Here is a 26,201-nt window from a genome sequence, read left to right on the forward strand (position 1 = left end):
ACTACACACTACAGCGAGTATACTCTTCTTATCCCTCGATATCATACTGTTTGATTTTTCTGTAAAGCGTTCGCTCTGAAATACCTAAATCTAACGCAGCATATTTACGTTTATTATGGTGCTTCTTTAAGGCTCGAATAATCAATTCCCGCTCCTTCTTTTCTAATGAAAGGGAACCCTCGTCTTCTTCATGGGCGATGTCCTCGATAACAGTATCTGCATACTCCTCAGCGTCATGCTCATGCTCCTGCTGCTGTCGATGGTCTAGCAAAATCGGATAGGAGACCGTTTCCTCCCGCTCGCTAGTCCGGCTATCTTCCCGATGATCGTCCCGCTCCATACCCTCGCTGGTTTCTACTCCCTCGAAAAGCCGCTGATGCTTGTTAATAATCGATGCATTCAATCCGCCCGACTGGTAGGTTTCCAGCACTAGCTTTTTCAACTCATGCATGTCTTTTTTCATGTCGAACAAGACTTTATATAAAAGTTCGCGCTCGCTGAAATCTTGACCTTTTTCGCCCTCCCCACCTTTGTAGGCCACAGGCAAACTAGACCCTTCACGTGGCAGGTAACGCTCTAAGGTGGCCGCATCTACCTCACGTTCTTCTTCCAGCAACGAAATTTGCTCCGCCAAGTTTTTTAATTGACGGATATTGCCACGAAAAGGGTAGCGGAGCAGAAGTGCCTTTGCATCAGCCTGTAAGGTAATCGGCTTCACGCGGTATTTTTCTGAAAAATCAGTCGTAAATTTTCGAAATAACAGCGCGATATCTTCTCCGCGCTCGCGCAAAGGGGGCACGTAGATGGGTACGGTATTTAATCGATAATACAGGTCCTCGCGGAAATTCCCTTTTTCTACTGCCTTTATTAGGTTCACATTCGTAGCAGCGATGACACGAACGCTCGTTTTCATCACCTTAGAAGAGCCTACGCGGATAAATTCACCATTTTCCAGGACCCGTAGCAGACGGGCTTGTGTGCCTAACGGCATTTCTCCTATCTCATCTAAAAAAATTGAGCCTCCATCAGTTACTTCGAAATACCCTTTGCGCCCCTCGTGGGCGCCAGTAAAGGCTCCCTTCTCATGACCGAAAAGCTCAGAATCTATCGTTCCCTCCGGAATCGCGCCGCAGTTAATCGCGATAAACTTGCCATGCTTACGGGCACTGAGCGCATGGATGATTTTCGAAAAACTTTCCTTCCCGCTACCACTCTCGCCCGTGATAAGCACAGTCATATCCGTAGGGGCCGCTTGCATGGCCACCTGGATCGCATGGTGAAGTAAGGGACTGTTTCCGATAATGCCGAATCGCTGCTTGACGCTTTGTATCTCTGCTGTGCTGATCATAACTGCTGGCTTTCTTCCGCTTTATACGACCTCACCGAAAAGTGTCGCTGTAGAACAATTCGTGATTTTAACCTGTACATATTCCCCGATCTGATGCGTACCCTTATCGATAATGACGACCTTATTCGCTGAATTTCTTCCTTTTAGCTGCTCATCAGAGCGCTTAGAGAAGCCCTCGATCAGGATTTCCTGTACCTGGCCCAAATCACGCTGATTGCGGAGCAGGGAGAGCGCATTTTGTTTGGCGATGATTTCGGCTAAACGCCGCTTTTTTACCTCTAGCGGGATATCATCAGCGAATTTTTTAGCTGCCAATGTGCCCGGACGCTCTGAGTAAAAGAACATATACGAGAAATCATACTGCACGATATCCATTAGGCTCAGCGTGTCTTGATGCTCTTCCTCGGTTTCACTACAGAATCCAGCGATCATATCTGAGGAAATCCCACAGTCCTCACCTAATATCTCACGGATTTTTTCTACCCGCTCCAAGTACCATTCCCGGGTGTAGGTGCGGTTCATCAACTCGAGCACACGACTATTACCCGACTGCACAGGCAGGTGAATGTACTTGCAAATGTTCGCATAGCGCTTCATCGTATACAGTACTTCATCGGTGATGTCCTTCGGATGGGAGGTGCTAAAACGTACGCGTAACTTCGGATCCACCAGCGCGACCATCTCCAGGAGCTGCGCAAAATTCACAACTTCGTCCACCCCTTTTTTATTCAGGCGGGCCTTGTTGTTCTCTTCCTCAGACCACTTGTAACTGTCCACGTTTTGACCCAGCAGGATCACCTCCTTGTAGCCTTTAGCAAAAAGCTCACGTGCCTCGGCCACAATCGAATGGGGATCACGACTCCGCTCTCGCCCCCGCGTAAAGGGTACCACGCAGAAAGAACACATGTTGTCACAGCCCCGCATGATGGATATAAAAGCACTTACGCCATTCGAATTCAAGCGCACTGGCGCGATGTCGGCATAGGTCTCCTCACGTGAAAGGAAAGTATTTACCCCCTTATCCCCCGCCTCCGCCACAGCTACCAGGTTCGGCAGGTCCCTGTAAGCATCCGGTCCCACGACCACATCCACGATCTGCTCCTCTTCTAACAGCTTTTCTTTCAGCCGCTCCGCCATACAGCCCAGTACCCCGATCGTTAGCTCAGGCTTATTTTTTTTCAAGGCATTAAAATGCACCAAACGTTTGCGCACAGTGAGCTCCGCCTTCTCCCGGATGGAGCAGGTATTTAAGAAAATGACATCCGCCTTTTCCATGTCCGAGGTGGTGTCAAAACCATTTTCCTTCATGATGCTGGCCACAATCTCTGAATCCGAAAAATTCATCTGGCAGCCATACGACTCGATGTAGAGCTTCTTACTCTTTCCTGTCGCCTCCTCTACCGTTACTTTTACATCACAGGCCTGCGCCTCCTCTGGGCTGATAATATCTATGTCTCTAATGAGGTTTTCCATTTGCTTTCTCGATTACGCCATGCAAAATTAGTAAAAATCGGACAAAATGACAGTTAGAAAGGTAAAATAAATCACCTCCCTGTTTTTCATTTGCCCTTCCTCTAAAACCACCTTCCCCCGGATGAGTTAATGAGGAAAGCTAAGAAAATTTAAAGGAGATGTGAGAACTTTCAGCTATAAATCAAGTATATTTAGCTACCACAGCTATTCCTTTTCTTAAAAAAGTACTAAACCAACAAGTATTCGTAATTTTTGAAACGTATTATTCTAAAAATAAGTAAAGGCATTGGGTATTTTCTGCTAGTCGTTCTCCTGCTTGTAGTGGGGCTTCTGCTGTTTATACGCACGCCTTATGGCCAAAATTTTATCGTCGGAAAGGCTTTGGCTTATTTGCGCCAGCAGACAGAAAGCCGCTGGGAGCTGGACAGGCTGTTTATCACCTTCCAAGGGGATCTCGCCCTAGAGGGTCTGCTCGTGGGGGATAGCCAAGGGGATACGCTACTTTACATCGGTAAGCTGGAGACAGGCTTCGCGCTTTGGCCTTTTTTACGTTCTGGAACCCTCGGCATCTCTGGGGTGGAACTGGAACAGGTGCGTGCACACATCGTACGCGATGAGGAGGAAAATTTCAACTTCGATTTTATTCTGGAGGCGTTGCTCGGGGAGGAGGAGGCGCCAGCGCCAAAACCCGGCGAGCTAGGTTCTCCCGCAGGGAGCGAGGCCCCTGAGGAGACAGCGGACTTGGGAACCTTATACCTAGGCCCCGTGCAGCTGAAAGATATACAGCTCGCCTTCCGGGATGAAAGTCTGGGGATCGATTTGGAGGCCGAGTGGAAAGAATTTCGCATGAAAACGGAAAAGCTCGACCTAGACGCCGGGGCCTACCTCCTGGAGTCCATCGACTGGGAGGGTTTGCAGGTGCGCTATGAACAGTTTCATGCATTTCCAGCTTCCGAGGAGGAAACGGCGCCCTCGGAGGGTCCGCTTCCAGTGATTAGCTTGGGAAAGCTGCGCATGCCTAATGCCCGCTTGCAGTACAGCGACCTACCCGGAGCCTTAGCCGCAGACCTAGGCTGGGATGAATTTATTTTTGAGCTACCCGAATTAGACCTCCAGGAGCAAAACGTACACATTCATGTGCTTCGTTTTTCAGGTTTGCGTGCCGCTTTGGAGCTGGATTCTTCGGTCGAAATGCCTACCGGTACCGCAGCTGGCGATACAGAGGGGGCTGCCCCTCCCGCAGATACGGCGGAGACCGTGGAGGAAATCTTCAGCTGGCCAGACTGGCGTGTAAATTTTGCAGATTTAAGCCTGGAAGACGCGGCTTTCCGCTTCACAGATCGTGCTGGGACAGCCGAGGTGCTGCCCTTTATCGACCCAAATGACGTGCAGCTAGCTGATTTTAATTTGGCGCTCCGCCAAATCACCCTGAAGCCCGGCCGCCTAAAAGCCCACCTGCACACGTTTACCCTTAAGGAACAGCGTGGCCTGCAGCTCGAGGAGCTGAGCCTGGCCCTGGCGCTGGAAGAGGAAGGGCTAGAGATCGCTGATTTTCGTTTCCAACTCCCCGGCACCAGTCTACGAGCAGAGAGCGAGCTGCGCTTTCCTTCGATCGCCTCCCTACTGGGAGAAAACCCGCTGGAGGCTTTAAACTATGGACTGCAGCTAGAGGCCAGGACCGATTTCCAACAGCTGGCCTTCTTCGTACCGGAACTGGTAGAGGAGCCATGGTTTAAGGCCTTAAAACCGTTTAAAGGAAGCTTTACACTGAATGGAGATGCCGAAAATCTACAGCTTAGCCGCTTGGAAATGGACCTGTCGGAGACCCTTTCCCTCCGTGTGCCAGACCTCTATGTGGCGCACTTTATGGATCCGGAAAAACTTCGTGTTGAGCTACCCGAGCTGCGTTTTACGGGGTATGGACGTGGACTGGGGGCTTTGGCTGACTGGCAGGGAGGCCCACTTCCGGAGCGCTTCACCCTGCAGCTTTCCAGCCAAGGGGGGAGCAGTGGCCTGCGCAGCCAACTGGCGCTTCGCTCTCCTATCGGCGATATCAACTGGCAGCTCGAAGGAGGGCAGCGGGCCCCTGCTAGCTACTTTATGACTACCGACCTGCGCATCCGCGACCTGAACCTTTCTGATCTGCTGGAGCTGCCCGAGCTGGCACCCATCAGTACGCGACTGCAGGCGGAGGGCTCTTTTTCCTCCCTAGAGGACCTGCAGGCTCGGCTGCGCTGGGACTTCGACCAGCTCGCCTACGACAGCTTGGATTTATCGGCCTTGCGGATGGAGCTGGCCCTAGAGGAGGGGGAAGGAGACCTTACCTTGCGGCATGCCCGCGACTGGTTTGACCTGGATCTGCGCGCAGCGATTTCTTTAGACAGTTTGGCCCAGGAGATCGCATTACAACTGAATATACCCCGATTCGATGCGCAACATCTCGGCCTTTCCGATACCCCGCTAGAGGGACAGCTAGGCCTACGCTTGGGGGCACGCTATGCGGAGGAGACATTGGACTTCGGCTTGAAGCTCGAGCAGGCTGCCGTGCTGCAAGCTGGGCGTCGCTTTGAATTAGGAGATTTTAACCTTACCGGCCTTTACCAAAGCGACTTTATCAAGTTAAATGTGCGCTCTGACTTCTTAAATGGCGCCACCGTCCTGGAAGGAGACCCCAACTACATGGCAGAGCGGCTAGAGATTCAGCTACGTAGCCATTTGGGCCTCGCTCTCCCGGAGACTTATACGGCTTACCTGCAGGAGGCCGATAGTACGGACACCTATACCTTATCCGGAGCCTTTAGCTTTTATCCGAATGAGCTGATTCAAAACTTTTTAGAGGAGAATTTTACTTTGGACACGCTTCGGCTAAGTTTTCAGGCCGATGCGCAGGACCAGAACTTTGCGCTGGAAGCGCGCCTTCCCGAAGTGGGCTTCGGAGACGTTACCGTGGACGGTTTTCGCTTTAAAGTGGCAGGAGATAGCGCGGGGCTCACACTGGAGACGGGGATCAGTGGGCTGAACGGCGGTGCCTTTAAGGTCGGAGAGACCCTTTTCGGCCTGACGGCCAAAGCGGGGGATTTCCGCCAGTCTCTGGAGGTGTTTCAGGAGCAGGAAAAGTTTATGGCTATCCGTTCGGAGCTCTACCTGCGGCCAGATTCGCTCGCCTTTCGCCTCGACGGGGAGGAGCTGCTGCTGAACCAGCGCTCCTGGCAGATGGACCCGGAAAATGTGCTTTGGTATGCCGATGGCCGTTTCGGCGCCGAAAAATTTCGTCTGACGCGAAATCAGCAGTCCCTTCAGCTTACGGGCACGGTTTTAGGAGCTGCAGAGGATGCGATGACCTTGTCCTTCGAGCAGTTTCGCCTGGGGACCTTTACCAATTTCTTAAACCCGGATGAGCCGCTCGCCTCGGGGACCTTAGACGGATTTATTACTGTGGAGCGCCCCTTGGAGAATCCCGGGCTGCTGGCGGCTTTCCGAATCGACCAACTGGAAGCGATGCAGCTCGCGCTAGGAAATTTTAGCCTAGATGCCGAGGCGACTACGCTGGAGAGCTACACGCTGGCGCTGGCGCTAAAAGAAGGGTTGGCAGATGTGGAATTTGGGGGTACCTTTCATGCGGATGCGCAGAACAGTTTTGAATTTGACCTCGACTTGCAGCGTTTTGACTTGGCGCAGTTGCCGTTTTTTACAGACTCACTTATTTTGGAGGCGGGGGGGCGTCTGCAGGGGAAGATGCGCCTCTACGGCACGGCAGAGGATCCACAGTACGCAGGTAGTTTTGCGCTGGTGGACGATGCGTTTTTGGTACCAGCAGACCTAAATGCTCCTTTTCGCTTCAGCGCAGATCCTATTCGGGTGGAACGTGAAGGGATAAAAATCGAGCGTTTCCGTGTGTATGACGAAAATAACGCCACCTTTACGCTGAAGGGTGAAGTAGACACACGAGATTTTGACGCTATCCGTCTGGATTTGGAGATGGACAGCAGGGACTTCACCCTTTTTGACTTGAAAAGAGGGGAGCAAGAGCTCTTTTTTGGTCGCGCCAAGTTAGATTTGGACCTTGCGGTGAAAGGGCCTCTGGATAATCCCGATATCCGTACGCGTGTCAAACTTCTCCGTGGGACAGAGGTCACCGTTTTTCTGCCCGAAGACCAAGTGGATGTCGTAGAGCGTTCTGGGGTGGTGCTGCTGGTAGACCGCGAGAATGAAGAAAATTTGGATGCCCAGCGGCAGCAGGAGTTATTAGGCGGAGCCCTAACAGGTTTAGCCGTAGAGGCGCTAATCGAAATCGACCCTACAGTGGTCTTTAATGTCATCGTGGACGAGCGCTCAGGTGACAACTTGCGCCTTCAGGGGAAGGCTGACTTACAGTTTAACCTCAGCCCCAATGGGCGCATGAACCTGGCGGGTATCTACGAAGTGCGCAGTGGGCATTATGAGTTGAGCCTTTTCGGCCTGGTAAACCGCCGGTTTGAGTTGGGCGAAGGCAGCCGGGTGAGCTGGCGGGGCGATCCTCTAGATGCGGAGTTAGACCTGAAAACCATTTACAGCGTCCGCACACCTGTAACAGAGCTGATGTTGTCTCAGCTTTCAGGAGTAGATCCCGAAAGCGCTGCGCAGTACCGGCAGTCTGTTCCTTTTCAGGTATTTCTCTTTGTCCGCGGAGATCTTTTGCAGCCTGCGATTAGTTTTGGGTTGGATATGGCCGAGCAGGATAGGGGAGCCTTAGGGGGCAGCGTGTACGGAGCTGTTTTGGCCTTGAACGAGCGCGAGGATGAGTTAAATCGACAAGTATTTTCTTTACTGGTGCTCAATCAATTTTTTCCCGGAGGAAATAATGATGGAGCTTCTGGGGGATCGGTGAATATCGCCCGAAACAGTGTGAGTAATCTTTTGTCTAACCAGCTGAATGCACTTTCGGATAAATTATTCGGTGAGTCCGGCTTTAGCCTGGACCTCGGACTGGACTCCTTCCAAGACTTCGAAGGTGGCACCGGGCAGGACCGTACGCAGCTGAATGTAGCGGCTCGGCAGCGCCTTTTCGATGATAGACTCGTGATTTCGATCGGAGGTCAGGTGGCAGTAGAGGGAGGGCCCGCGGCGGGACAGCAGCAAAATGCCCTCTTTGGGGATGTAGAGGTGGAATACCTGCTCACACCCGCCGGTATGTGGCGTGCGAAGGCATTCCGTAAAAATCAATTTGAATCTATCGTCGATGGGCAACTAATTATCACGGGGGGCTCCTTGATCTTCAACCGTGAATTTAATTATTTTAAAGAACTGTGGCGTCCCCGTAAATCAGAGGAGGAAGATCCACCCATGAGCCCGGAGGAACAGTTGAGAGAAGTAAAGGAAGCAGAAAAAAAAGAAAATGAGAAGCCTTAACCTGTGGTCGTATAGTGGATTTTTCCTTGTACTCGGGCTTTTGTTAGGAGCCTGTAGTGTGCAGCGCTTTATTCCCGAAGATGAGCGCCTGTACGCTGGTTCCGAGCTGGATATAAAAAGTAGCTCTTCTGAGCGGAATAGCCGTTTGCGAGCCGACCTGGAAGGTGTTTTGCGGCCCAAGCCGAATAGCAGTACACTGGGCATGCGGCTTGGCCTTTGGGCACATTATAAGGGGAGTCGGGAAAAGCCAGGATTTATCAATCGCTTCCTGAAACGCAGAATCGGGGAGGAGCCTGTCTATTTCAGTCGTGTAAACCCGGAGCGGACGCTGACGCTGCTCCAAAACCGTCTCGAAAATCAGGGCTATTTTTTCAATAGCCTCAGCTATCAGCTGGAAGAGAGCCAAAAAAAGAAGGAAACTTCCGTGCGCTACACTTTAGAAATCGGAGAGCCCTATCGACTGCGTGAATTTACTGTAGAAGGTGACAGCCTGCCGATCATGCAGCGTATTCAGCAGCTGATCCCAGAGACAAGTCTTCAAAAAGGCTATCGCTTCGATCTGGACGGCCTAAAAAAAGTACGCGAAGAACTGGAGAGCCGCCTGAAGGCAGAGGGATATTACAACTTCTCCGGAGATTTACTCATCTTCGAGGCAGATACGAATCGCCTGGAGGGTCGGCAGTACGATTTGTTTTTGCGCCTAAAGCGCAATGTCCCCGAAAAGGCACTTTACCCTTATGTGCTGCGAGAAATCGACCTGCTGCCTAATTTTTCTGTAAATGAAGACTATAGCCAAGCCGATACGGTGAATAACCGCGGCATCCGCGTCATTCAGGATGAACTGTTTTTCTATCCGGAGCGCATCACCCCCTATGTGCTCATGCAGCCGGAGGGGCTGTTTAGCCCAGACCTATCGCGGCGTACCAGTAACCGACTGTCTTCCATCGGCACCTATCGCTTCGTCAATATTCAATATGAGGAGCTCGATACTATTCCCGATGCTACCGGCCGTCTCGGCTTGCGCAGCCAAATCGCGCTCAGTCCACAGAATAAGCGGAGCTTTCGTGCCGAGCTGCAGGCGGTAACAAAATCTAATAACTTCGCGGGCCCCGGGATGCTGTTTTCTTATCGCAATAGAAACCTGTTTCGCGGGGGAGAGACCTTTACGCTGAGTGCGAATGTGGGCTTCGAGCAGCAAATTGCCGCAGGCGAACGTACCGGCTTACAGTCTGTTGAATTAGGCCTCCAAGCTAGCATCACCTATCCACGGGTACTGTTTCCGGCTCCAGTGATGAACCGCTTCCAGTACACCATCCCCAGTACACGTATTTCTGTCGGAACGGAATATCAAAACCGCACCGACCTGTACCGCCTCATCTCGTATAATGCCTCTTTCGGCTATTTCTGGAGGGTGAACCGCTTCGTCTACCATGAGGTTAACCCATTGAGCCTGAGTTTCGTACAGCTAGGGAACATCTCACCACTCTTTAATGAAATTTTGGAAAACAACCCCTTCCTGCGGCGAAGTTTCGAACAGCAGTTTATTCTTGGCTTTAATTACACCTTTAATTACAATCAGCTCGTGGATGATTTCCGGAAGCGGGCGCTCTTTTTCGGAGCGACCTTAGACGTGGCGGGAAATAGCCTTTCCCTGGTAAACAGCGCCTTCGGAAGTGAGCGTCCGGAGCGCTTCCTCGGTACTGAATATGCCCGCTATGTGCGCGGCGATATCGACCTACGCTACTTCTTCCGATTTTCGAAAGACAATCAACTGGTCTTACGCACTTTCGCTGGCCTCGGGCTGCCACTGGGCGATAACGTATCTTTGCCTTTCGTGAAGCAGTACTTTTCGGGTGGCCCCAACTCTGTGCGTGCTTTCCGGATTCGCTCCTTAGGCCCAGGAACATATATTCCTGAGATGCAGTCCATCGCGGGATTCTTCGATCAGGCAGGAGACATCCGACTCGAAGGAAATATCGAATATCGCTTTCCACTGGTGAGCTACTTGAAAGGTGCCCTCTTCCTGGATGCTGGGAATGTGTGGCTGGTAAACGACAATGAGGCTTTGCCCGGAGGGCAATTTACCTCCAACTGGGCAGAGGAACTCGGCGTAGGGGCAGGTATCGGACTACGCGTCGATATTGACTTTTTTGTGCTGCGCTTCGATTTCGCCACACCCCTGCGCAAGCCCTGGCTAGCCCCCGACAACCGCTGGCAGCGCAGCTTTGACATCGGCAGCTCAGACTGGCGCAGGGATAATTTGATTATTAATTTTGCGATCGGCTATCCGTTCTAAACCATTTTACCCGCCTTTTTCCATTCGGGCGCATTCCGATTTCACCTAAAATTGAAGCGGAATGCGCTGCTCTAAAAGCACCTCTCCACCTTCGCCCTTGATCCAAGTATGCATCTCTGCTGCCTGCCAGTCGATTTCGAGTAGGCCATAGTGCAAGGCCGCCACATGGTCTCCAGCGATTCGGTGCTTGTTGGGCTCTGGTCTCCAGCTGCTCCAGGTATGCGTCAAGCCGCTGGACGTGATGTCGTAAATGTCCTGGCCATTCGCCAGGGTCTTACGCGAAATTTCCGCGATATGGCGGTCGCCACTCAAAAAAACAGGATTGGCAGCCCCTGAGGAGATCAGTAAGGCCTCCAAGCGCTCCAGCTCCTTCGGGAAATTAGCCCATTTTTCCCAGCCATGCTCCTCAGCTATAAACTGTACCCCGGAGGCGATCAGATGCACCTGCGCATCGCTTTCGCGCAGCTCCTTTTCGAGCCATTCCCATTGGGCTTCGCCCAAAATGGTCCCCGAAGTATTCGGCCGGTAGGCGCCATCCACCCGATAGATCGTATCTCGGTGGTAGCGTGCGTCCAGTAAGATAACTTTAGCCCGCTGCTGTCCCTGGCCATAGGTGTAACTGGCATAGGCCCCCGCTTGGCTGCGCCGCGGAGAATCTGCAGGCTCCTCTAAAAAGTCCAGCATAAGCGCCTGACTCGCCTCCTTTTGGCTGTAATACTTGCCCCCATCGTTTATACCATAGTCGTGATCGTCCCAGATGCCGATCACCTGCGCCTGCTTTCGGAGCTGGGTGTAGGCAGGATGCGCGAACTGTGCCTGGTACTTTTTCTCTAAAAGCTCCATGTCATGGGTGTCACCATAGACATTATCCCCCATCCAGATCCACACCTCCGGGTTATCTGCCAAGATCGGATCCCAAAGCGGCTGGGGGAGGTCATGCTTGTTGCAGGAACCAAAGGCCATGCGCAGTGGGCTGTTTTCGGGGGCTTCAGCCTCTGCCGTAGCTGCCCCTTTTGGGCCCGACTGGCAGCTGAAAAGGGCGATGCCAAAAATACTAAGTGCAAGTTGTGAAAAGCGTTTCATGCGTTTTAAGGGATAAATTTTCTGTAAAGACTCCGTAAAGAACGAATTTTTCAACAGTCTGCCGGCCTCCGCTCCCGTAATTTCACAGAAAGATAACAGACCGATGCCACATGGTTTGCTCGGATTTGGCGTTTGGGCCCCGATCTCTGTGGCCAAAAAGCATGCAAGTGCTTTGGCGCTTGGGATATTTCATCGTAATTTTCCTTTTCAACAAACCCCTGCGCAAATGTCCCTCTATGTGTTTCGCCTTATGCTTGTGCTTACCTTCTTATTCGGTGTTCAGGGGGTGCTGTTGGGACAGAAGACGCCCCCAGCTTTTTTCTGTTCAGATACAGATCGGGATAGGATTACGGAGCTTTTAGCGGCGGCGCAGGACAGGCCGGAGCAGGCAGATGGGGCGCTGCTGCTGGCTTTCGGCAAAGCCTTTTTAGGGACTCCTTATGTGGCTAAGACCTTAGAGCTGCCGGGCCCGGAGCAGCTTGTCTTGGTGTTGGATGGACTAGACTGCACGACCTTTTTAGAGAACATACTGGCGCTGACGCTAAGCGCACGCGCAGGAGACGCTTCTTTTTCTGGGTTTTTAGAGGCCCTACAGCGAGTGCGTTACCGCGATGCCCAGCTGGCGGGATACGCCTCTCGCCTACATTATTTTACGGACTGGATCGCCACCCATGTGGCCTCGGGGCTTTTGGAAGAGGTGACGGCCGACTTAGGAGGAGAGCCGCGGCGCCAAGACTTTTTCTTTATGTCGCGTCATCCGGAATTTTATCCTCAGCTCAGCGACCCGAAGGCCCTCGAAGCCATTCAGCAGCAGGAAAAGCGCCTTAGTGCCAGCGCCTATCCCTTACTGCCTACGGCGAAGGTGGCAGCCGCAGCACCTGCTATCCAATCGGGCGACCTCATCGCCATCCATAGCCAGGTGAAAGGCATCGCCATCACGCATGTAGGCATCGCCCTCCATCAAGAAGGAGCCCTGCACCTCTTACATGCAGGTACCGAGCGGATGCAGGTGGAGATCAGCCCCCAGCCACTGGCAGATTATCTGGCTGCACAGTCCCGTGTCATCGGCATCCGGGTGCTGCGGCTGCGATGAGTGAAAGGTGTATTGGTAGCTATTTTATTCGTTTTACCGGTGAGGTCTCAGCATTTTTTCCTATATTAGAGGACTAACCGACCATAAAATGAACCTTAAAAATTATCCTCTAGGGGATGGTTTTGATGAAATGTTTACACCTGATGGTGTTTCGCGCAGCCACTATGCCGATTTTCTTCATTTAATCAGCAAAACCAGCCCTAAAAAGCTATCACAGCTTCAGTATACGGCCAACAAAAACCAGCTGGCCATGGGCATGACATTTAATGTCTACCACGACAATCAGGGCGTGGAGAAAATTTTGCCTCTGGATATCATCCCCAGAATCATTCCCCATGCTGAGTGGAAGCATATAGAGGCAGGGCTCAAGCAGCGGATCATGGCGCTCAACCTCTTTATACACGATATCTACAACGAACAAAAAATCCTGAAGGACAAGGTAATTCCCGAAGTGCTGGTCCTGGGCAGTAAGGACTACCTACAGGCCTGCAAAGGGCTACAGCCCCCTAAAGGCATTTGGTGCCATATCACGGGCACTGATGTGGTGCGGGATAAAAATGGGCAGTACTATGTTTTAGAAGATAACCTACGCTGCCCCTCTGGAGTGTCCTACATGCTGGAGAGCCGAGAAATCATCAAGCGTGCCTATCCCGACTTGTTCAATCAGCTCGGCGTGATGCCGGTTTCGGATTATCCGGCCAAGTTGCTAAAGATGCTGCAGTTTATCGCTAACAAGGACAGGCCCGTAGTCGGGGTGCTGACCCCGGGTATTTATAATTCCGCGTATTTCGAGCATTCCTACCTAGCGCTGCAGATGGGAGTGGAGCTGGTTTCCGGGATCGATCTGCTCACGAAAAACAATAAGGTATACATGCAGACCACGAAAGGGCTGCGGCAGATCGACGTGCTTTACCGCCGCATCGACGATACTTTTTTAGATCCGCTGACCTTTAATCCTCAGTCCATGCTGGGGGTCCCGGGACTTTTCGGAGCCTATCAGGCGGGAAATTTGGCCCTGGCCAATGCCCCCGGAACAGGAGTGGCGGATGACAAGGCAGTCTATGCCTATGTGCCGCGCTTTATCCAGTATTACCTCGGCGAGGAGGCCATCCTCCCGAATGTGCCCACCTATCTCTGCCGGGAAGAGCAAGATCGGCAGTATGTCCTCGAGCATATCGAAGAGCTGGTGGTCAAAGAAACGAATGCTGCGGGAGGCTACGGCATGCTCATTGGGCCGAAGGCCGATGCCCTGGAGCACGAAAAGTTCAGGAAGCTGATTCGCGAAAACCCGACGAATTATATCGCTCAGCCGACGCTGTCCCTTTCCTCTGTTCCCACCTACACGGAAGAGGGCATACAGGGACGGCATGTGGACCTTCGCCCTTATATCTTGTATGGAGAGGAGATCGAGGTGATTCCGGGCGCGCTGACCCGCGTGGCCCTAAAAAAGGGGTCTCTGGTGGTAAATAGCTCGCAGGGAGGTGGCACTAAAGATACCTGGGTGCTGTATGGGGAACGTTAAACGAAGAAAATTTAAGCTATGCTAAGTCGTGTTGCAGATTCTATTTATTGGCTAGGTCGCTACCTGGAGCGGGCCGAAAATTACGCCCGTTTTATCGATGTGAACTTTAATTTGATGCTCGACCTTCCACCTGACCTGAAGGCGCAGTGGGAGCCACTCATTAATGCCACAGGAGACCGGGAGCTGTACCTCGTCGGGCAGTTTCAGGGCTTCGACCGCAGGGACGTGGTTTACTTTTTGGCTTTCGCCAAAGAAAATCCAAACTCCATCCTCTCCAGCATCCATTTTGCGCGAGAAAATGCCCGTGTGATTCGTGAAAATCTAACCAAAGAAACTTGGGAGGGGCTGAATAAGTTGTACCACTTCGTAAATGCGAAAAGGGAACGAAAAATTTGGCTGAAGGAGGACCCGCGGGCCTTTTTTCAAGACGTGAAAAACCAAATTTTGCTGCTTTACGGCATAGCCGATAGCACGGTGGCACGAACCGAGGGTTGGTACTTTCGGCAGCTGGGCCTTTTTCTGGAGCGCGCCGATAAGACGAGCCGAATTTTAGATGTTAAGTATCATATATTGCTGCCCACGGCAGATGAAATCGGGACGCCACTGGACTTTTTGCATTGGACAGCCTTGCTCAAGTCGGTTACTGCTTTCAATACCTATAAGCGGCTATATGGCAATATCGAGCCGGCCAAGGTGGTGGAGTTTTTGCTGTTAAATGAGTATTTTCCGCGCTCAGTTTTTTACTGTCTGCGGGAGGCGGAGCACTGCCTGACGCGTATTTCAGGTCAGGGAGATCGGGCCTTGCGAAACTCTGCGGTGAAGGCGATCGGAGAGCTGCGGGCACAGCTGGAGTTTACAGAGGTGGCTGAGATCATCGATTCTGGCTTGCATGAGTATATCGATGGCTTACAGATAAAACTTAATCAAGTTTCGAACAAGATCCATTCAAATTTCTTTCAAATTAGAGACAACTTTGTCCAGCAAACCAGTTCTACCATCCAATGACCTTTTGTTTAGGAATCAAAACCAAGCACGGCATCGTCGGCTTATCCGATACCCGCATCACTTCGGGAACAGAAACGACGACCTCGAAGAAAGTTTTCACGGTAAATCGAAAAAAACACAGTTTTTTTATCATGACCTCGGGCTTACGCTCTGTGCGCGATAAGGCGATTACCTACTTCTCGGAGGTGATCGAAGAAAAAGATGCTGAGATTACCAAACTGTACTTGATGGTAAATGCCTTTGCCGACCAGGTTAAACGGGTAGCCAAAGAAGATCAGGCGAACCTAGAGCAGGCGGGATTCGCCTTTAACTTATTTTCCATCATCGGAGGACAGCTGGAAGAGGATAAGTCTCCCAAGTTGTACTTGTTATACCCTCAAGGCAACTGGATCGAAATTCGGCGCGGGACGCCTTTTGTTTCTATCGGAAATACAGGTGCCGGAAATCCCATCTTAAGGCGCTCACTGTCGTACGAAGACTCCTTAGAATTCGCCATGAAATGCGCCTTTTTAGCTTTCGATGCGACCAAGCTGTCCGTGAATGACGTAGACTATCCGATCGACACGGTAGTGCTGGAAAACGATCATTTTCATACCATCGAGCGGCGCTTCGAACAGCGGGAGCTGGAGCACATTTCGACCTACTGGAATGAGCAGCTGAAAGAAGCCATCCAGACGTTACCGGTGGATGCGTTGAAAAAAGCTTTTTCGAGGGAAGGGCTGCGCGTACAAGAAATCCTCGACCTTAATACAGAAGAAGAGCAGCGATGAGGCTTTCCATCCAGCATCATACCCGCTACACTTATTCTTCAGGCGTTTTTCTGCAGCCACACGCACTTTATTTAAAGCCCCAGCAGCGGGGCTATGTGCGGCTGGAAGCAGAAAAGCTATCCATTTGGCCCCAGCCCCAAGGCCTTCACGAGCGCGTGGATATGCTGGGCAATAGCTACTGGCAGTTGTGGTTCAAGGCAGAAGCGTACACTTCTTTTTCCATCAATTTGGAGCTTGAGCTGCAACTTGAAACCGTGAATCCGTATGGTTTTTTACTGCTGAACACACCTCTTTTTCCATTCCAGCATTATGTGTATCCAGAAAAAATGCGTGACTTTTTAGCGCCTTTTCTGGCCTCCCCTCGGGATGCTGCGCTGGAAGCATTTACGCGCACATGCATGGCACAAGCGGTCGATATCGTGTCTTTTTTGGCCAAAATCGCTGCTGAAGTGCATGCCCTTTGGCAACATGAAATTCGGTTGACCCCCGATCTTTGGGCGCCTGAAAAGACCTTTCAGCTGAAAAGAGGCGCTTGCCGCGACCTCAGCTGGATGCTGGTACACATGCTGCGCCAGGTGGGGCTAGCCACGCGCTACGTGAGTGGGTATGCTTACAATAGTGAATGGACAGGGGGGCACGAACTGCATGCCTGGGTGGAGGTATTTTTACCTGGTGCGGGCTGGGTAGGGCTGGACCCCAGCCTAGGCTTGCTGGCTGATGGCGGGTATATTCCTTTGGCGATGGGCTATCATCCCGAACAGGTAGCTCCCCTTCAGGGGAATTTTGCAGGGGATGCTAAAGCCGTTTTGGCCACAGATGTACAGCTTTCAGCGCACTAAGAGCGGGTGTGGCAAACGGAGGGGATAGGGGAAATCTATTTTATTCTCTGTTTTTTATTTTCTAAAGAGGTGAAAGGGAAGCTGCGGCAGATTTGCAGCTAGCTATTGGGGAACATAGGATTCTCCTACCGCTATACCTCCTCTTCCGGACGAAAACGATAGCTGCGCGGATAGGGAAATACATGCAGCAGCTCCCCGCGACGGATCCGCTGCTGGATGTCGATCCAGTATTCCGGATCAAACAGCCGCGTATGGTAGCTGATAAAATGCTGACGCACATCCGCGCGCCCAATCATAAATCGTTTAAAATCCTCTGGAAAGACATCGTTCGGCGCGATCTCATACCAAGGCTCTGAGGCATAAATCTGCTCATAGGTCTGCGGCTTTGGTTTCCAGCGGAAATTCATGTCAGTTAAAAACTCGATTTCATCGTAATCGTAAAAAACCACCCGTCGCTGACGAGTTACACCGAAATTCTTCGTCATCATGTCCCCGGGGAAGATATTGGCCTTGGCCAACTGAATAATCGCCAGACCATACTCCTCCACCGCATGTTTGGCCTCATCATGACTGCATGTTTCCAAATAGATGTTCAGCGGAATCATCCTGCGCTCCGTGTACAGATGCTGAATGATCAGCTCTTTGTCCGTAAAGGACAAAAGCGAATTCGTACTCCGACGTAATTCTTCCAAAAGCTCAGGAGAAATCCGTTCTAAAGGAAAGTGGAAGGACTCAAACTCATGCGTGTCCGCCATTCTACCCACACGGTCATGGCGCGAAACTAACACGTACTTGTCCTTCACCTCCTGCCGCGTCATGCTCTTCGGTGGGTCGAAGTAGTCCTTGATCAACTTAAACACGATATTATAGGAGGGCAGGGTGAATACTGTCATGACCATTCCCTTAATGCCAGGGGCTAAGATGAACTGGTCCTTACTCTGGGCCAGGTGACCGATAAAATCGCGATAAAATTCTGTCTTGCCATGCTTGTTAAACCCGATAGCATTATACAGCTCATGGATTTTTTTATGGTTGATGACGGCTAAAAGAAAGCTGATAAGTTGGGAAGGGATAGCCGTTTCCACCATAAAATAGCTGCGCGTATAGCTAAAAAGTCCGCTCATCAGGTTCTTCTCGAATATCAATGTATCCACGTAGATACCCCTCGGCCCATGCATAAAAGGGATAACGAAGGGCATCCATTTTTCTCCTACATAGGTCCTGCCGATAAGATAGGCCGCTTTATTCCGGTAAAAGACAGACTTGAGCACCTGCGTAATCGTGCGGTCATCTGGCTTGTATCGGGTAAGCACGATGCTGCGCACTGCCTGTACCAAGGACCGGATATCTGCCTCTTTATCCAGGTAAGGGGCCTCGAAATCGAAGTCTTCGACGATTTTTCGCATGATTTTCTCTAAGCCCCAGCGGGGTGGATAGGTATGGTATAGCGTCTCCTGAGGATGGATGTCACAGGTATCGTAGCCCTCATGCACAAACATAATCTCTTCATCTACCGCCGTGTCCGGCACTGTCTTGCGCACGACAGAGTTGAAAAAAGATTCCGCCAGCTCCTTATCTTTTCGGGTGGTGATCTCCCAGGCAAAGTTCGCCTTCACCTCCCGCCAGAGCTGCCGCTGGCCGATTTCATCTCGTAACACGCCCCTTATCAAAATGCGCGTGGCATTCACCTCGTACTTGTAGAGCCGCAGTCTGCGCTTATGCACCTGCTGCATCCCCGTCCAATCCCTGTTTTTAAAGTATTTCGGGGCATAGCTGGTCAACTCATTAAACGTGCTGATGTAGGAGATGTACCCTTCCAGCATCAAGCCGACCACACGGCTTACCTGTTGTGCACTCATAGAATCTGTTTTTTCAAGCGCTCCATGGCCTGTCGTTTCGCCTCCTTGCGCTGCGCTTCTAATAGAAATTTAGGCGCCGCTACCCGCACCTCGCAGTTTTCTACCGGACAGCGCTGGCAGGTCGTCCCCACGTAGCGGAGCGGAATATTTTGGTCGTTATGAAATTTTACTTTTCGCTTGAAAAGGGCATTGGCCTTCAGGCCAAAGGAAATGCTCACATGCTCCTTCGCATTCATGCCCGCCCGATAGGCGATCGCGAAGACAAAATAAGAGTCCCCATCAGGGTAAAAGGAAAATTGGCCTTTGCCAACCACTTTCTCTCCGGAGCGCTCGAAATCATCGAAAATGGTCGCCGACACCCAGCGCCGACAGTAGTCTTCCTGTCCCTTCGATGCATGCGGATGGTGGATGCCGGTGAGGTGCAACTCCTTATTCAAGGAGAAATTTTTCGTTTCGGTATTTTTACTGATGCGCAAGAAGAAAAGTTCTTTCAGTCCAAAATGCCTCGGAAGTACATTCGTGAGGCGGTAAATAAGCGTCTCGGGCGTGACGGTGTACTTTTCGATCAGCTGTAGCAAGCGACTGGCTTCCAGAGTAGGGTGGTGGAGGAAATGCTCTAAATCCTTTACAAAGCCTTTTTCAGGGATCAAAAGGGCGCAGGAAAAATAACTGGCCTTAAAATGGTTAAGGACCTCTTCGAAGGAGTGTACGCTCACCCAGGAGTAGCTCAGCGGGCGGTTTTCTAGTGATAAAAAGCAGTGCCCCAGCTCGCGGCCGAGGGTGAAAAGCTTTTGATTTTCTGTCAGGTTACGGTTAAATAGCAGACGCGGTGACTTGCCCGGAAGAACGAGGGAGCGCAGACCTTTCAGCTCCGGATCCTCATCGAAGTCGTAAGCATCGATCCGATACTGATAGGCCGTCTCGAGAATTTCCTGTAGGCGCTGTACGCTCGGCTTTTCTAGGTGGAACTGCTTCTTTAATTTCTCCGCTGCCTGCTCGAGGTCAGGAAAATAATTATCATGCATCTCCTGATAGGCACGCAGCGCGGAGAGGAAGAACTCCTCCTTGCTAATATCGTAAGCGCGGCTGATGTCCATTAAGGTGATGATAAAGGCATTTAACTTCGAGGGCGCATCGGAGAGCAGCTCGATAAAGGTGGCCACGTCTATGCCGAAAATATCTAAGGGCAGCTCGCTGAGGATGTCGGATTGTAGTAAATCCGATATGGTCTTCATCTTATCGTCGAGCTGAAGGGAGACTAGATAGTCATAACTTACGTTCAGAGATTCCGCAAGCTTAAAAATTTTATCGGCTTTTGGATATTTTTTTGACTTCTCGATTTCATTTAAGTAGGAAATGGAAATACCGGATTTTTCGGAAAGTTCCTGGAGCGATAGGTGTTTGTCTTTTCTTAACTGCTTGATTTTCAGACCAAAAATAATTCTTATGTGTTCTTCTTTCACGTTCGGGTGGGTTTTATTCTTAGACGAATATACGGATTTTATCCGTTTTTACACACTTAGCAAAAATCGCGTAATAAAAATATTTTAGCAAAAAGCGAAATTTCGCTTGTTTATTAAATTTCGTCTTTCTACCTTTAAGCCATCCAATCACACAAACGCACAGCAATCATGACCATACCAGTATCAGACACGTTAAAGCTCAAGGTTCTAGGAGAGATCCGTGAGGAGTATCGGAAAATTTTGACACCGGAGGCACTGGAGTTTTTAGCATTTTTAGAGCTTAAGTTTCGTGAGAAGCGCTACTCTATTTTGGTGAAGCGTCAGCGCACACAGGAAAAAATCGATCAGGGGCAGCTAGCAGAAGTGTTAGCCGAGCTTCCTAATCCTGAGGGCGACTGGAAAGTAGCGGAAGTGCCGGCAGACTTACAGGATCGCCGCTGTGAAATCACAGGTCCAGTGGATAGAAAAATGGTGATCAATGCCTTAAATTCAGGTGCTAAGGTATTTATGGCGGATTTTGAGGATGCATCTTCTCCGAGTTGGCATAACCTAATGGCCGGGCAGGTGAATCTTTTTGATGCCATCCGTAAACAGATTGATTTTACAGCGCCGAACGGCAAAACCTATGCCTTAGCAGAGGAAATAGCTACCCTAAAAGTTCGGCCGCGTGGCTGGCACCTAGAGGAAAAGCACATGACACTAAACGGTGAACCCCTCAGCGGCTCATTGGTTGATTTTGGTTTGTTTTTCTTCCATAACGCGCAGGAATTATTGAATCGCGGCTCGGGTCCTTACTTCTACCTTCCCAAGTTAGAAAGTGCACTGGAGGCGAAACTTTGGAATGAAGTATTCATCGCAGCGCAGGATTATATCGGCATTCCACAAAAAACAATTAAAAGTACCGTCCTCATCGAGACGATTTTCGCGGCGCTGCAGATGGATGGCATCTTGTTCGAACTAAAGGACCATATCGTGGCGCTAAACGCAGGCCGCTGGGATTATATCTTCTCGGTGATCAAAAAATTTAGAAACGATCCCAACTTCCTCTTACCGGACCGCATGCAGGTAAGCATGACCGTTCCGTTCATGAAGGCCTATGCCAGCCTTTTGGTGGAAATTTGCCACCAACGTGGCGCTCATGCCATCGGAGGCATGTCTGCCTTCATTCCGGCGAAAGACGAGGCGACGAACCAGCAGGCACGCGAAAAGGTGCGAGCAGATAAAGAAAATGAAGCCAAGCTGGGCTATGACGGCACATGGGTCGCGCACCCTTTCTTGGTAGATATCGCAAAAGAAGTGTTTACAGCGGCCTTTGACGCAGGTCAGGTCAACCAAAAAAATAAGCCGGTGCCACAGACAGGCGTGCGCCAAGAGGACCTCCTCGATGTGCGCATTCCCGGCAGTACGATTACCGAGATGGGTGTTAGGACGAACATTAACGTGGGAATCCTGTACGTAGAAAGCTGGCTGTCCGGGGTGGGGGCAGCCGCTCTCTACAACCTGATGGAAGATGCCGCTACAGCTGAAATCAGTCGTGCGCAGCTCTGGCAATGGATCAAGCTGGGCGCCAAAATGGACGATGGACGCACCATTACGAAGGAGCTTTACATGACTCTTAAAGAGCAGGAAATGGAAAAAGTCCGCCAGCTCCTTGGGCCGGAGCGTAGCCAGGGAGAGGCCCTCAAGCAGGCTTCTCAGCTGATGGACAAGCTCGTACTGGGAAGCACCTTTATAGAGTTCTTGACCTTGCCGGCTTACGGCTTATTAGAAAATTAAGAAACCTTTCACATTTATACAATAACCATTAGTAACATGAAAAATTCAGCAGAAAGAGCACAGGCAATCCGCAAAGACTGGGAAACAAATCCTAGATGGGAGGGCATCTCACGTCCTTACACAGCGGAGGAAGTGGTAAAGCTTCAGGGCAACTTTACGATCGACCATTCGATCGCTCGTATGGGAGCGAATCGCCTTTGGGACAAGCTTACGAGCCAACCCTTCATCGCAGGTTTAGGAGCGCTTACAGGAAATCAAGCTGTACAGGAAGTGCAGGCAGGCCTCGAGGCGATCTACTTAAGCGGCTGGCAGGTGGCGGCGGATGCTAACCTGGCCGGACACATGTACCCAGATCAAAGTTTATACCCTGCAGACTCCGTTCCTGCGGTGGTGAAGCGTATCAACAATGCCCTTCTACGTGCGGATCAAATTCAGTCGGTGAGTGGTCAGGGGGATTTACATTACCTGGTGCCCATCGTAGCCGATGCGGAAGCCGGTTTCGGTGGTAACTTAAACGCCTTCGAGCTGATGAAAATGATGATCGAGTCGGGTGCCTCTGGGGTTCATTTTGAAGATCAACTTTCTTCAGCGAAGAAATGTGGCCACTTAGGTGGTAAAGTACTGGTACCTACGCAGGAAGCGATCAACAAGCTAGTAGCGGCGCGCCTGGCCACGGATGTGTGTGGTGTTCCTACCGTGCTTATCGCCAGAACGGATGCAGATGCGGCCAATTTGCTAACGTCGGATATCGATGAACGAGACCATAAATTTATCTCTGGTCCACGTACGGCAGAAGGTTTCTATCATGTAAAAAATGGTATTGAGCAAGGTATCGACAGAGCCATTTCTTACGCTCCCTATGCGGATTTGATCTGGATGGAAACTTCTAACCCTGATTTAGGCTATGCACGTGAGTTCGCGCAGGCGGTTCATGAGAAATATCCTGGCAAAATGCTCGCCTACAACTGCTCTCCATCCTTCAACTGGGCGGCGCATCTCTCACGCGAAGAAATGCTTACCTTCCGTGAAAACTTAGCGGAGCTTGGCTACCGCTTCCAGTTCATCACACTTGCGGGCTTCCATGCGCTGAACACCTCTATGTTCGAGCTGTCGAAAGCTTACAAAGAGCGCGGCATGGCTGGCTACTCGGAACTTCAGGAGCGTGAGTTCGCGCTACAGAAAGACGGCTTCAAAGCAGTGAAGCACCAGGGCTTCGTAGGAACAGGCTATTTCGATGCAGTACAGGAGATCGTAACAGCGGGAACTGCGTCTACTACGGCCATGAAAGACTCTACAGAAACGCAGCAGTTTTAAGCAAAATAAAATTTTCGCAATCGATTGTTTGCGCGAATAGAAAACATTTTATACCTTTCGAGTGTGTTATTCATCAAGTGAATATCCACAAATAGGTTTAATAGGTTTGAGAGATGAGAAAGTCCATTTCTGATCAAAAACACTGGGCCATCACGACAGGGATTTTGTTTCGCACCCCTTACGTGCAAACCCGTGAATAAAGGTTGAAGGTACTTTCGATATAAAAAGGAGAACGTGATGCGTTCTCCTTTTTACGTTGTGTACCGTCTTTTAGAAGTAAAAGGGGGAATGCATAAAATTCAACAGATATCCCGTGTATTTCAGCCTTTTTCTCGTAAATTTAATCTGTTATTTGTGCACACTATGAAGACCAACTTTTATTTCATTTTCGTTTTACTTTCCTTTTTTACCGCTTGCTCTTCAGCTCCTGAAGAAAGGGATAGCCTGTCTACAGGTACTCAAGAGACCACAGTTGATGAGGCTACCCGTCTAGAACTGGGACTGCAAGCCCAGCAGCAGTGGTTAGGATTCTGGAAACAAGCCCTTCCGAGTTTTCAAGTAAGTGACTTTCAAGCGGCAGGAACGCTACCTATGGAGGAGGTGAGCTTTCCGGAGAAAAACCCCATTAATGCCCGCCATCCCTTGGCAGCGCATCAGCTGCGCCATCCCGAAGGAGAAGGGATCGTGGACATCTATAGCCAGAAGCTAGCCCTGATCGAAGAGGATCGCCTGCTACTGAACCCTGACTCGGAAATCATTTTTTATAAGCGAGACGGCATGCGCGAGCGCTTGCTTTTCCTAGGTCCATCCGCTAGCATCGAAGAGGCCGAATGGCTGGACCGGGAATGCCTGCTCGTACTTGGTAGCATGGAGGAAGAAGACGGCTATCGCCCCATGGTCTGGCTGATCTTCCCCTTTGAAGGTGAGATCCAGTTGTACCGCCACCAACAAATCGCTCCTGAGCTCGTTAGATATGCATATCTAAAAGAAAAGTTTCAGGATCAAATCGAAGAGCGTGCGTTTTAGTGAAGTCATCCCTCTCCTAGAAGAAAAGCTGCGGCAGCCCTTACCCGGCATGCAGGGGCATCGGCATATGGCACCAGAGCCGATAGATGAGCGCCGTTTCGCTCCTGAAATTCCTAACACCGCCCGAAAAGGTGCTGTCCTGCTGCTGCTTTATCCCGGCGCTAAAGGGCTGGCCACCTTTCCATTCATCAAGCGCCCTCCCTATGATGGTGTGCATGGCGGACAGATCGCCTTGCCTGGCGGCAAATGGGAAAGCGAAGACAAAGATTTTGGCGCGACAGCGCTACGCGAAACAGAAGAAGAAATCGGCGTGCAGCGGGAGCACATCACCCTGCTCGGGAGCCTTACTCGCCTGTATATTCCGCCTAGCAACTTCGTCGTCTTTCCCTATATCGGTTTCGTGGAGGAGCAGCCTACCTTTTCTCCCGACCCCAAAGAAGTGGAACGCTTAATTCCCTGTACTTTTTCTGCGATTTTCGAGCCGGAGGCCATTCAGGTCGGAAATGTTCACGTACGCGATCGCTATGCCCTGCGAACGCCCTATTATGCGGTCGAAAATGAGAGGGTCTGGGGCGCTACAGCCATGATCTTGTCTGAGTTGAAGCTCCTTTGGGAGACGCCATAGCCCCAGCTTTTTGGACTTTCCCGCCGAATGTGTTAATTATGCAGTCTAAACCCAATTGCTGTATGCTTGCACAGGTGCCTCTCCTCACGAACGACGCCGTAGTTTTAGGTGTATTGATCACGATTTTAGCTTTGGTTTTTTCGACCAGCAGCAGCTCTCATCCCTTTTGGAAACGCTTTTATTCGGTGGTGCCGGCCATTTTACTTTGTTATTTTATTCCGGCTCTCTGTAATAGTTTCGGTCTGATTTCTGGTGAGGAGTCCGGCTTGTACTACATGGCCAGCCGCTACCTGCTGCCCGCCTCACTGGTGCTTTTGACACTCAGCATCGATTTTCAGGGGATCCTTAAGCTGGGTCCGAAGGCGCTTATTATGTTTTTAGCGGGATCGCTGGGCATCGTCCTGGGAGGGCCACTGGCTTTATTTACTTGTTCCTTCTTCTTTCCCGAGCTGCTGGGAGGAGCGGGCCCCGATGAATTATGGCGCGGGCTGGCCACGATCGCCGGCAGCTGGATCGGGGGAGGGGCGAACCAGACGGCTATGCTGGAAGTCTACGGTGCGAGCACCACCCTCTTTTCACAGATGATCGCAGTGGATGTTTTGGTCGCTAACGTCTGGATGGCTGTTATCCTATATTGGGCGGGCAAGCCAGGAAAAATCGATGCGCTCTTTCAGGCAGACAGCAGTGCGATTCATACGCTACAAGAAAAAGTGGCCGCTTACCGGGCCGGAATAATGCGTATGCCCACCCTACCGGATACCATGAAAATAGCTGGCGTGGGTCTGGGCATCACGGGACTAGCGCACCTGGTGGCCGACATCGTCGCGCCCTACATCGGCATGCACTATCCTCGGCTGTCGGATTTTTCCCTGGATAGCACCTTTTTCTGGATCGTAGTGGTGGCTACCACGGGAGGCCTGGTGCTGAGCTTCACGCGGGCCCGAAATTTAGAAGGTGCCGGCGCCTCACGCATCGGATCGGTGTTTTTGTATGTGCTTGTGGCCACAATCGGCATGCAGATGGATCTAGGTGCTATTTTCGACAATCCCCTGTTTTTTTTAGTAGGTATCCTTTGGATGCTATTCCATATCACCATCATGCTGCTGGTTGCCTTCCTGATTAAAGCCCCCTTCTTTTATGTGGCGGTGGGCTCTCAAGCAAATGTCGGCGGGGCAGCCTCTGCGCCTATCGTAGCGGCGGCCTTTAATCCGGCACTGGCTCCTGTGGGGGTACTAATGGCTGTATTAGGCTATGCGGTAGGCACCTATGGGGCCTTGATCTGTGGGCTACTTCTGCAGGCTGTGTATAACCTTTAAGCCTC

General features: G+C 51.0%; 17 protein-coding genes. 12 read left to right on the top strand and 5 right to left on the bottom strand.

Annotation, left to right across the window (positions count from 1 at the left end):
* Positions 1-28: 28 nt before the first annotated feature.
* Together ACXIT9_RS11675 and miaB are read right to left on the bottom strand one after the other, a co-directional pair.
* A complete protein-coding gene (locus ACXIT9_RS11675) occupies positions 29-1,348 on the bottom strand; it encodes a sigma-54 interaction domain-containing protein (RefSeq protein WP_458056410.1) in 1,320 nt (439 codons plus the stop codon).
* Between the two features lie 21 nt (positions 1,349-1,369).
* Positions 1,370-2,821 (bottom strand): tRNA (N6-isopentenyl adenosine(37)-C2)-methylthiotransferase MiaB, encoded by a 1,452-nt coding sequence (gene miaB, locus ACXIT9_RS11680; protein ID WP_458056411.1) that lies wholly within the window; start codon positions 2,819-2,821, stop codon positions 1,370-1,372.
* Positions 2,822-3,073: 252 nt separating this feature from the next.
* On the opposite strand from miaB, the gene ACXIT9_RS11685 reads away from it, so the two are divergent.
* Together ACXIT9_RS11685 and tamL are read left to right on the top strand one after the other, a co-directional pair.
* Positions 3,074-8,209, top strand: coding sequence for a translocation/assembly module TamB domain-containing protein (locus ACXIT9_RS11685; protein WP_458056412.1), 5,136 nt, complete (start codon positions 3,074-3,076; stop codon positions 8,207-8,209).
* Entirely contained in the window at positions 8,196-10,505 is a 2,310-nt protein-coding gene (gene tamL / locus ACXIT9_RS11690) for a translocation and assembly module lipoprotein TamL (RefSeq protein ID WP_458056413.1), read from the top strand. Before ACXIT9_RS11685 ends, tamL begins: the two co-directional genes overlap by 14 nt.
* A 45-nt stretch (positions 10,506-10,550) precedes the next feature.
* Here the strand turns inward: tamL and ACXIT9_RS11695 are convergent, their stop codons facing one another.
* Positions 10,551-11,588 (bottom strand): alkaline phosphatase D family protein, encoded by a 1,038-nt coding sequence (locus ACXIT9_RS11695; protein ID WP_458056414.1) that lies wholly within the window; start codon positions 11,586-11,588, stop codon positions 10,551-10,553.
* Between the two features lie 226 nt (positions 11,589-11,814).
* Between ACXIT9_RS11695 and ACXIT9_RS11700 the strand changes: the two genes are divergently transcribed.
* The 5 genes from ACXIT9_RS11700 (at position 11,815) to ACXIT9_RS11720 (ending at position 16,817) form a co-directional block, all read left to right on the top strand.
* Positions 11,815-12,681, top strand: coding sequence for an N-acetylmuramoyl-L-alanine amidase-like domain-containing protein (locus tag ACXIT9_RS11700; RefSeq protein WP_458056415.1), 867 nt, complete (start codon positions 11,815-11,817; stop codon positions 12,679-12,681).
* A gap of 88 nt (positions 12,682-12,769) precedes the next feature.
* Complete coding sequence (locus ACXIT9_RS11705) at positions 12,770-14,203, top strand: circularly permuted type 2 ATP-grasp protein (RefSeq protein WP_458056416.1); 1,434 nt, start codon at positions 12,770-12,772, stop codon at positions 14,201-14,203.
* A gap of 18 nt (positions 14,204-14,221) precedes the next feature.
* A complete protein-coding gene (locus ACXIT9_RS11710) occupies positions 14,222-15,208 on the top strand; it encodes an alpha-E domain-containing protein (RefSeq protein WP_458056417.1) in 987 nt (328 codons plus the stop codon).
* The gene (locus ACXIT9_RS11715; protein WP_458056418.1) at positions 15,205-15,978 is read left to right on the top strand and encodes a peptidase; all 774 of its coding nucleotides are present in this window, start codon (positions 15,205-15,207) and stop codon (positions 15,976-15,978) included. Before ACXIT9_RS11710 ends, ACXIT9_RS11715 begins: the two co-directional genes overlap by 4 nt.
* Positions 15,975-16,817, top strand: a complete 843-nt coding sequence (locus tag ACXIT9_RS11720; protein WP_458056419.1) for a transglutaminase family protein — start codon at positions 15,975-15,977, stop codon at positions 16,815-16,817. Before ACXIT9_RS11715 ends, ACXIT9_RS11720 begins: the two co-directional genes overlap by 4 nt.
* 131 nt (positions 16,818-16,948) lie before the next feature.
* On the opposite strand, the gene aceK is transcribed toward ACXIT9_RS11720, so the two are convergent.
* Positions 16,949-18,676, bottom strand: a complete 1,728-nt coding sequence (aceK, locus tag ACXIT9_RS11725) for a bifunctional isocitrate dehydrogenase kinase/phosphatase (protein ID WP_458056420.1) — start codon at positions 18,674-18,676, stop codon at positions 16,949-16,951.
* Positions 18,673-20,139, bottom strand: coding sequence for a helix-turn-helix domain-containing protein (locus ACXIT9_RS11730; protein WP_458056421.1), 1,467 nt, complete (start codon positions 20,137-20,139; stop codon positions 18,673-18,675). The genes aceK and ACXIT9_RS11730 overlap by 4 nt, the downstream gene beginning before the upstream one ends.
* Positions 20,140-20,307: 168 nt before the next feature.
* Here ACXIT9_RS11730 and aceB point away from each other — a divergent pair, with 168 nt between their 5' ends.
* From aceB to ACXIT9_RS11755, 5 genes are all read left to right on the top strand, one after another.
* Complete coding sequence (aceB, locus tag ACXIT9_RS11735; protein WP_458056422.1) at positions 20,308-21,915, top strand: malate synthase A; 1,608 nt, start codon at positions 20,308-20,310, stop codon at positions 21,913-21,915.
* 36 nt (positions 21,916-21,951) lie between these two features.
* Positions 21,952-23,229 carry an isocitrate lyase gene (gene aceA / locus ACXIT9_RS11740; RefSeq protein ID WP_458056423.1) on the top strand — a complete coding sequence of 426 codons (1,278 nt, stop codon included), beginning with the start codon at positions 21,952-21,954 and terminating at the stop codon, positions 23,227-23,229.
* Positions 23,230-23,592: 363 nt separating this feature from the next.
* Positions 23,593-24,255: a hypothetical protein gene (locus ACXIT9_RS11745; RefSeq protein ID WP_458056424.1), complete on the top strand. Its 663-nt coding sequence runs from the start codon at positions 23,593-23,595 to the stop codon at positions 24,253-24,255.
* Positions 24,245-24,880: an NUDIX hydrolase gene (locus ACXIT9_RS11750; RefSeq protein WP_458056425.1), complete on the top strand. Its 636-nt coding sequence runs from the start codon at positions 24,245-24,247 to the stop codon at positions 24,878-24,880. Before ACXIT9_RS11745 ends, ACXIT9_RS11750 begins: the two co-directional genes overlap by 11 nt.
* Before the next feature lie 62 nt (positions 24,881-24,942).
* Entirely contained in the window at positions 24,943-26,196 is a 1,254-nt protein-coding gene (locus ACXIT9_RS11755) for a DUF819 family protein (RefSeq protein WP_458056426.1), read from the top strand.
* The last annotated feature ends 5 nt before the right edge of the window (positions 26,197-26,201 follow it).

It is taken from the genome of Nitritalea sp., assembly GCF_054166705.1.

Excerpts from the sequence above, each read along its gene's own strand:
- ACXIT9_RS11675 (WP_458056410.1), bottom strand. The coding sequence starts at position 1,348 with ATGATCAGCACAGCAGAGATACAAAGCGTCAAGCAGCGATTCGGCATT.
- miaB (WP_458056411.1), bottom strand. The coding sequence starts at position 2,821 with ATGGAAAACCTCATTAGAGACATAGATATTATCAGCCCAGAGGAGGCG.
- tamL (WP_458056413.1), top strand. The coding sequence starts at position 8,196 with ATGAGAAGCCTTAACCTGTGGTCGTATAGTGGATTTTTCCTTGTACTC.
- ACXIT9_RS11695 (WP_458056414.1), bottom strand. The coding sequence starts at position 11,588 with ATGAAACGCTTTTCACAACTTGCACTTAGTATTTTTGGCATCGCCCTT.
- ACXIT9_RS11700 (WP_458056415.1), top strand. The coding sequence starts at position 11,815 with ATGTCCCTCTATGTGTTTCGCCTTATGCTTGTGCTTACCTTCTTATTC.
- ACXIT9_RS11705 (WP_458056416.1), top strand. The coding sequence starts at position 12,770 with ATGAACCTTAAAAATTATCCTCTAGGGGATGGTTTTGATGAAATGTTT.
- ACXIT9_RS11710 (WP_458056417.1), top strand. The coding sequence starts at position 14,222 with ATGCTAAGTCGTGTTGCAGATTCTATTTATTGGCTAGGTCGCTACCTG.
- ACXIT9_RS11715 (WP_458056418.1), top strand. The coding sequence starts at position 15,205 with ATGACCTTTTGTTTAGGAATCAAAACCAAGCACGGCATCGTCGGCTTA.
- ACXIT9_RS11720 (WP_458056419.1), top strand. The coding sequence starts at position 15,975 with ATGAGGCTTTCCATCCAGCATCATACCCGCTACACTTATTCTTCAGGC.
- aceK (WP_458056420.1), bottom strand. The coding sequence starts at position 18,676 with ATGAGTGCACAACAGGTAAGCCGTGTGGTCGGCTTGATGCTGGAAGGG.
- aceB (WP_458056422.1), top strand. The coding sequence starts at position 20,308 with ATGACCATACCAGTATCAGACACGTTAAAGCTCAAGGTTCTAGGAGAG.
- aceA (WP_458056423.1), top strand. The coding sequence starts at position 21,952 with ATGAAAAATTCAGCAGAAAGAGCACAGGCAATCCGCAAAGACTGGGAA.
- ACXIT9_RS11745 (WP_458056424.1), top strand. The coding sequence starts at position 23,593 with ATGAAGACCAACTTTTATTTCATTTTCGTTTTACTTTCCTTTTTTACC.
- ACXIT9_RS11755 (WP_458056426.1), top strand. The coding sequence starts at position 24,943 with ATGCTTGCACAGGTGCCTCTCCTCACGAACGACGCCGTAGTTTTAGGT.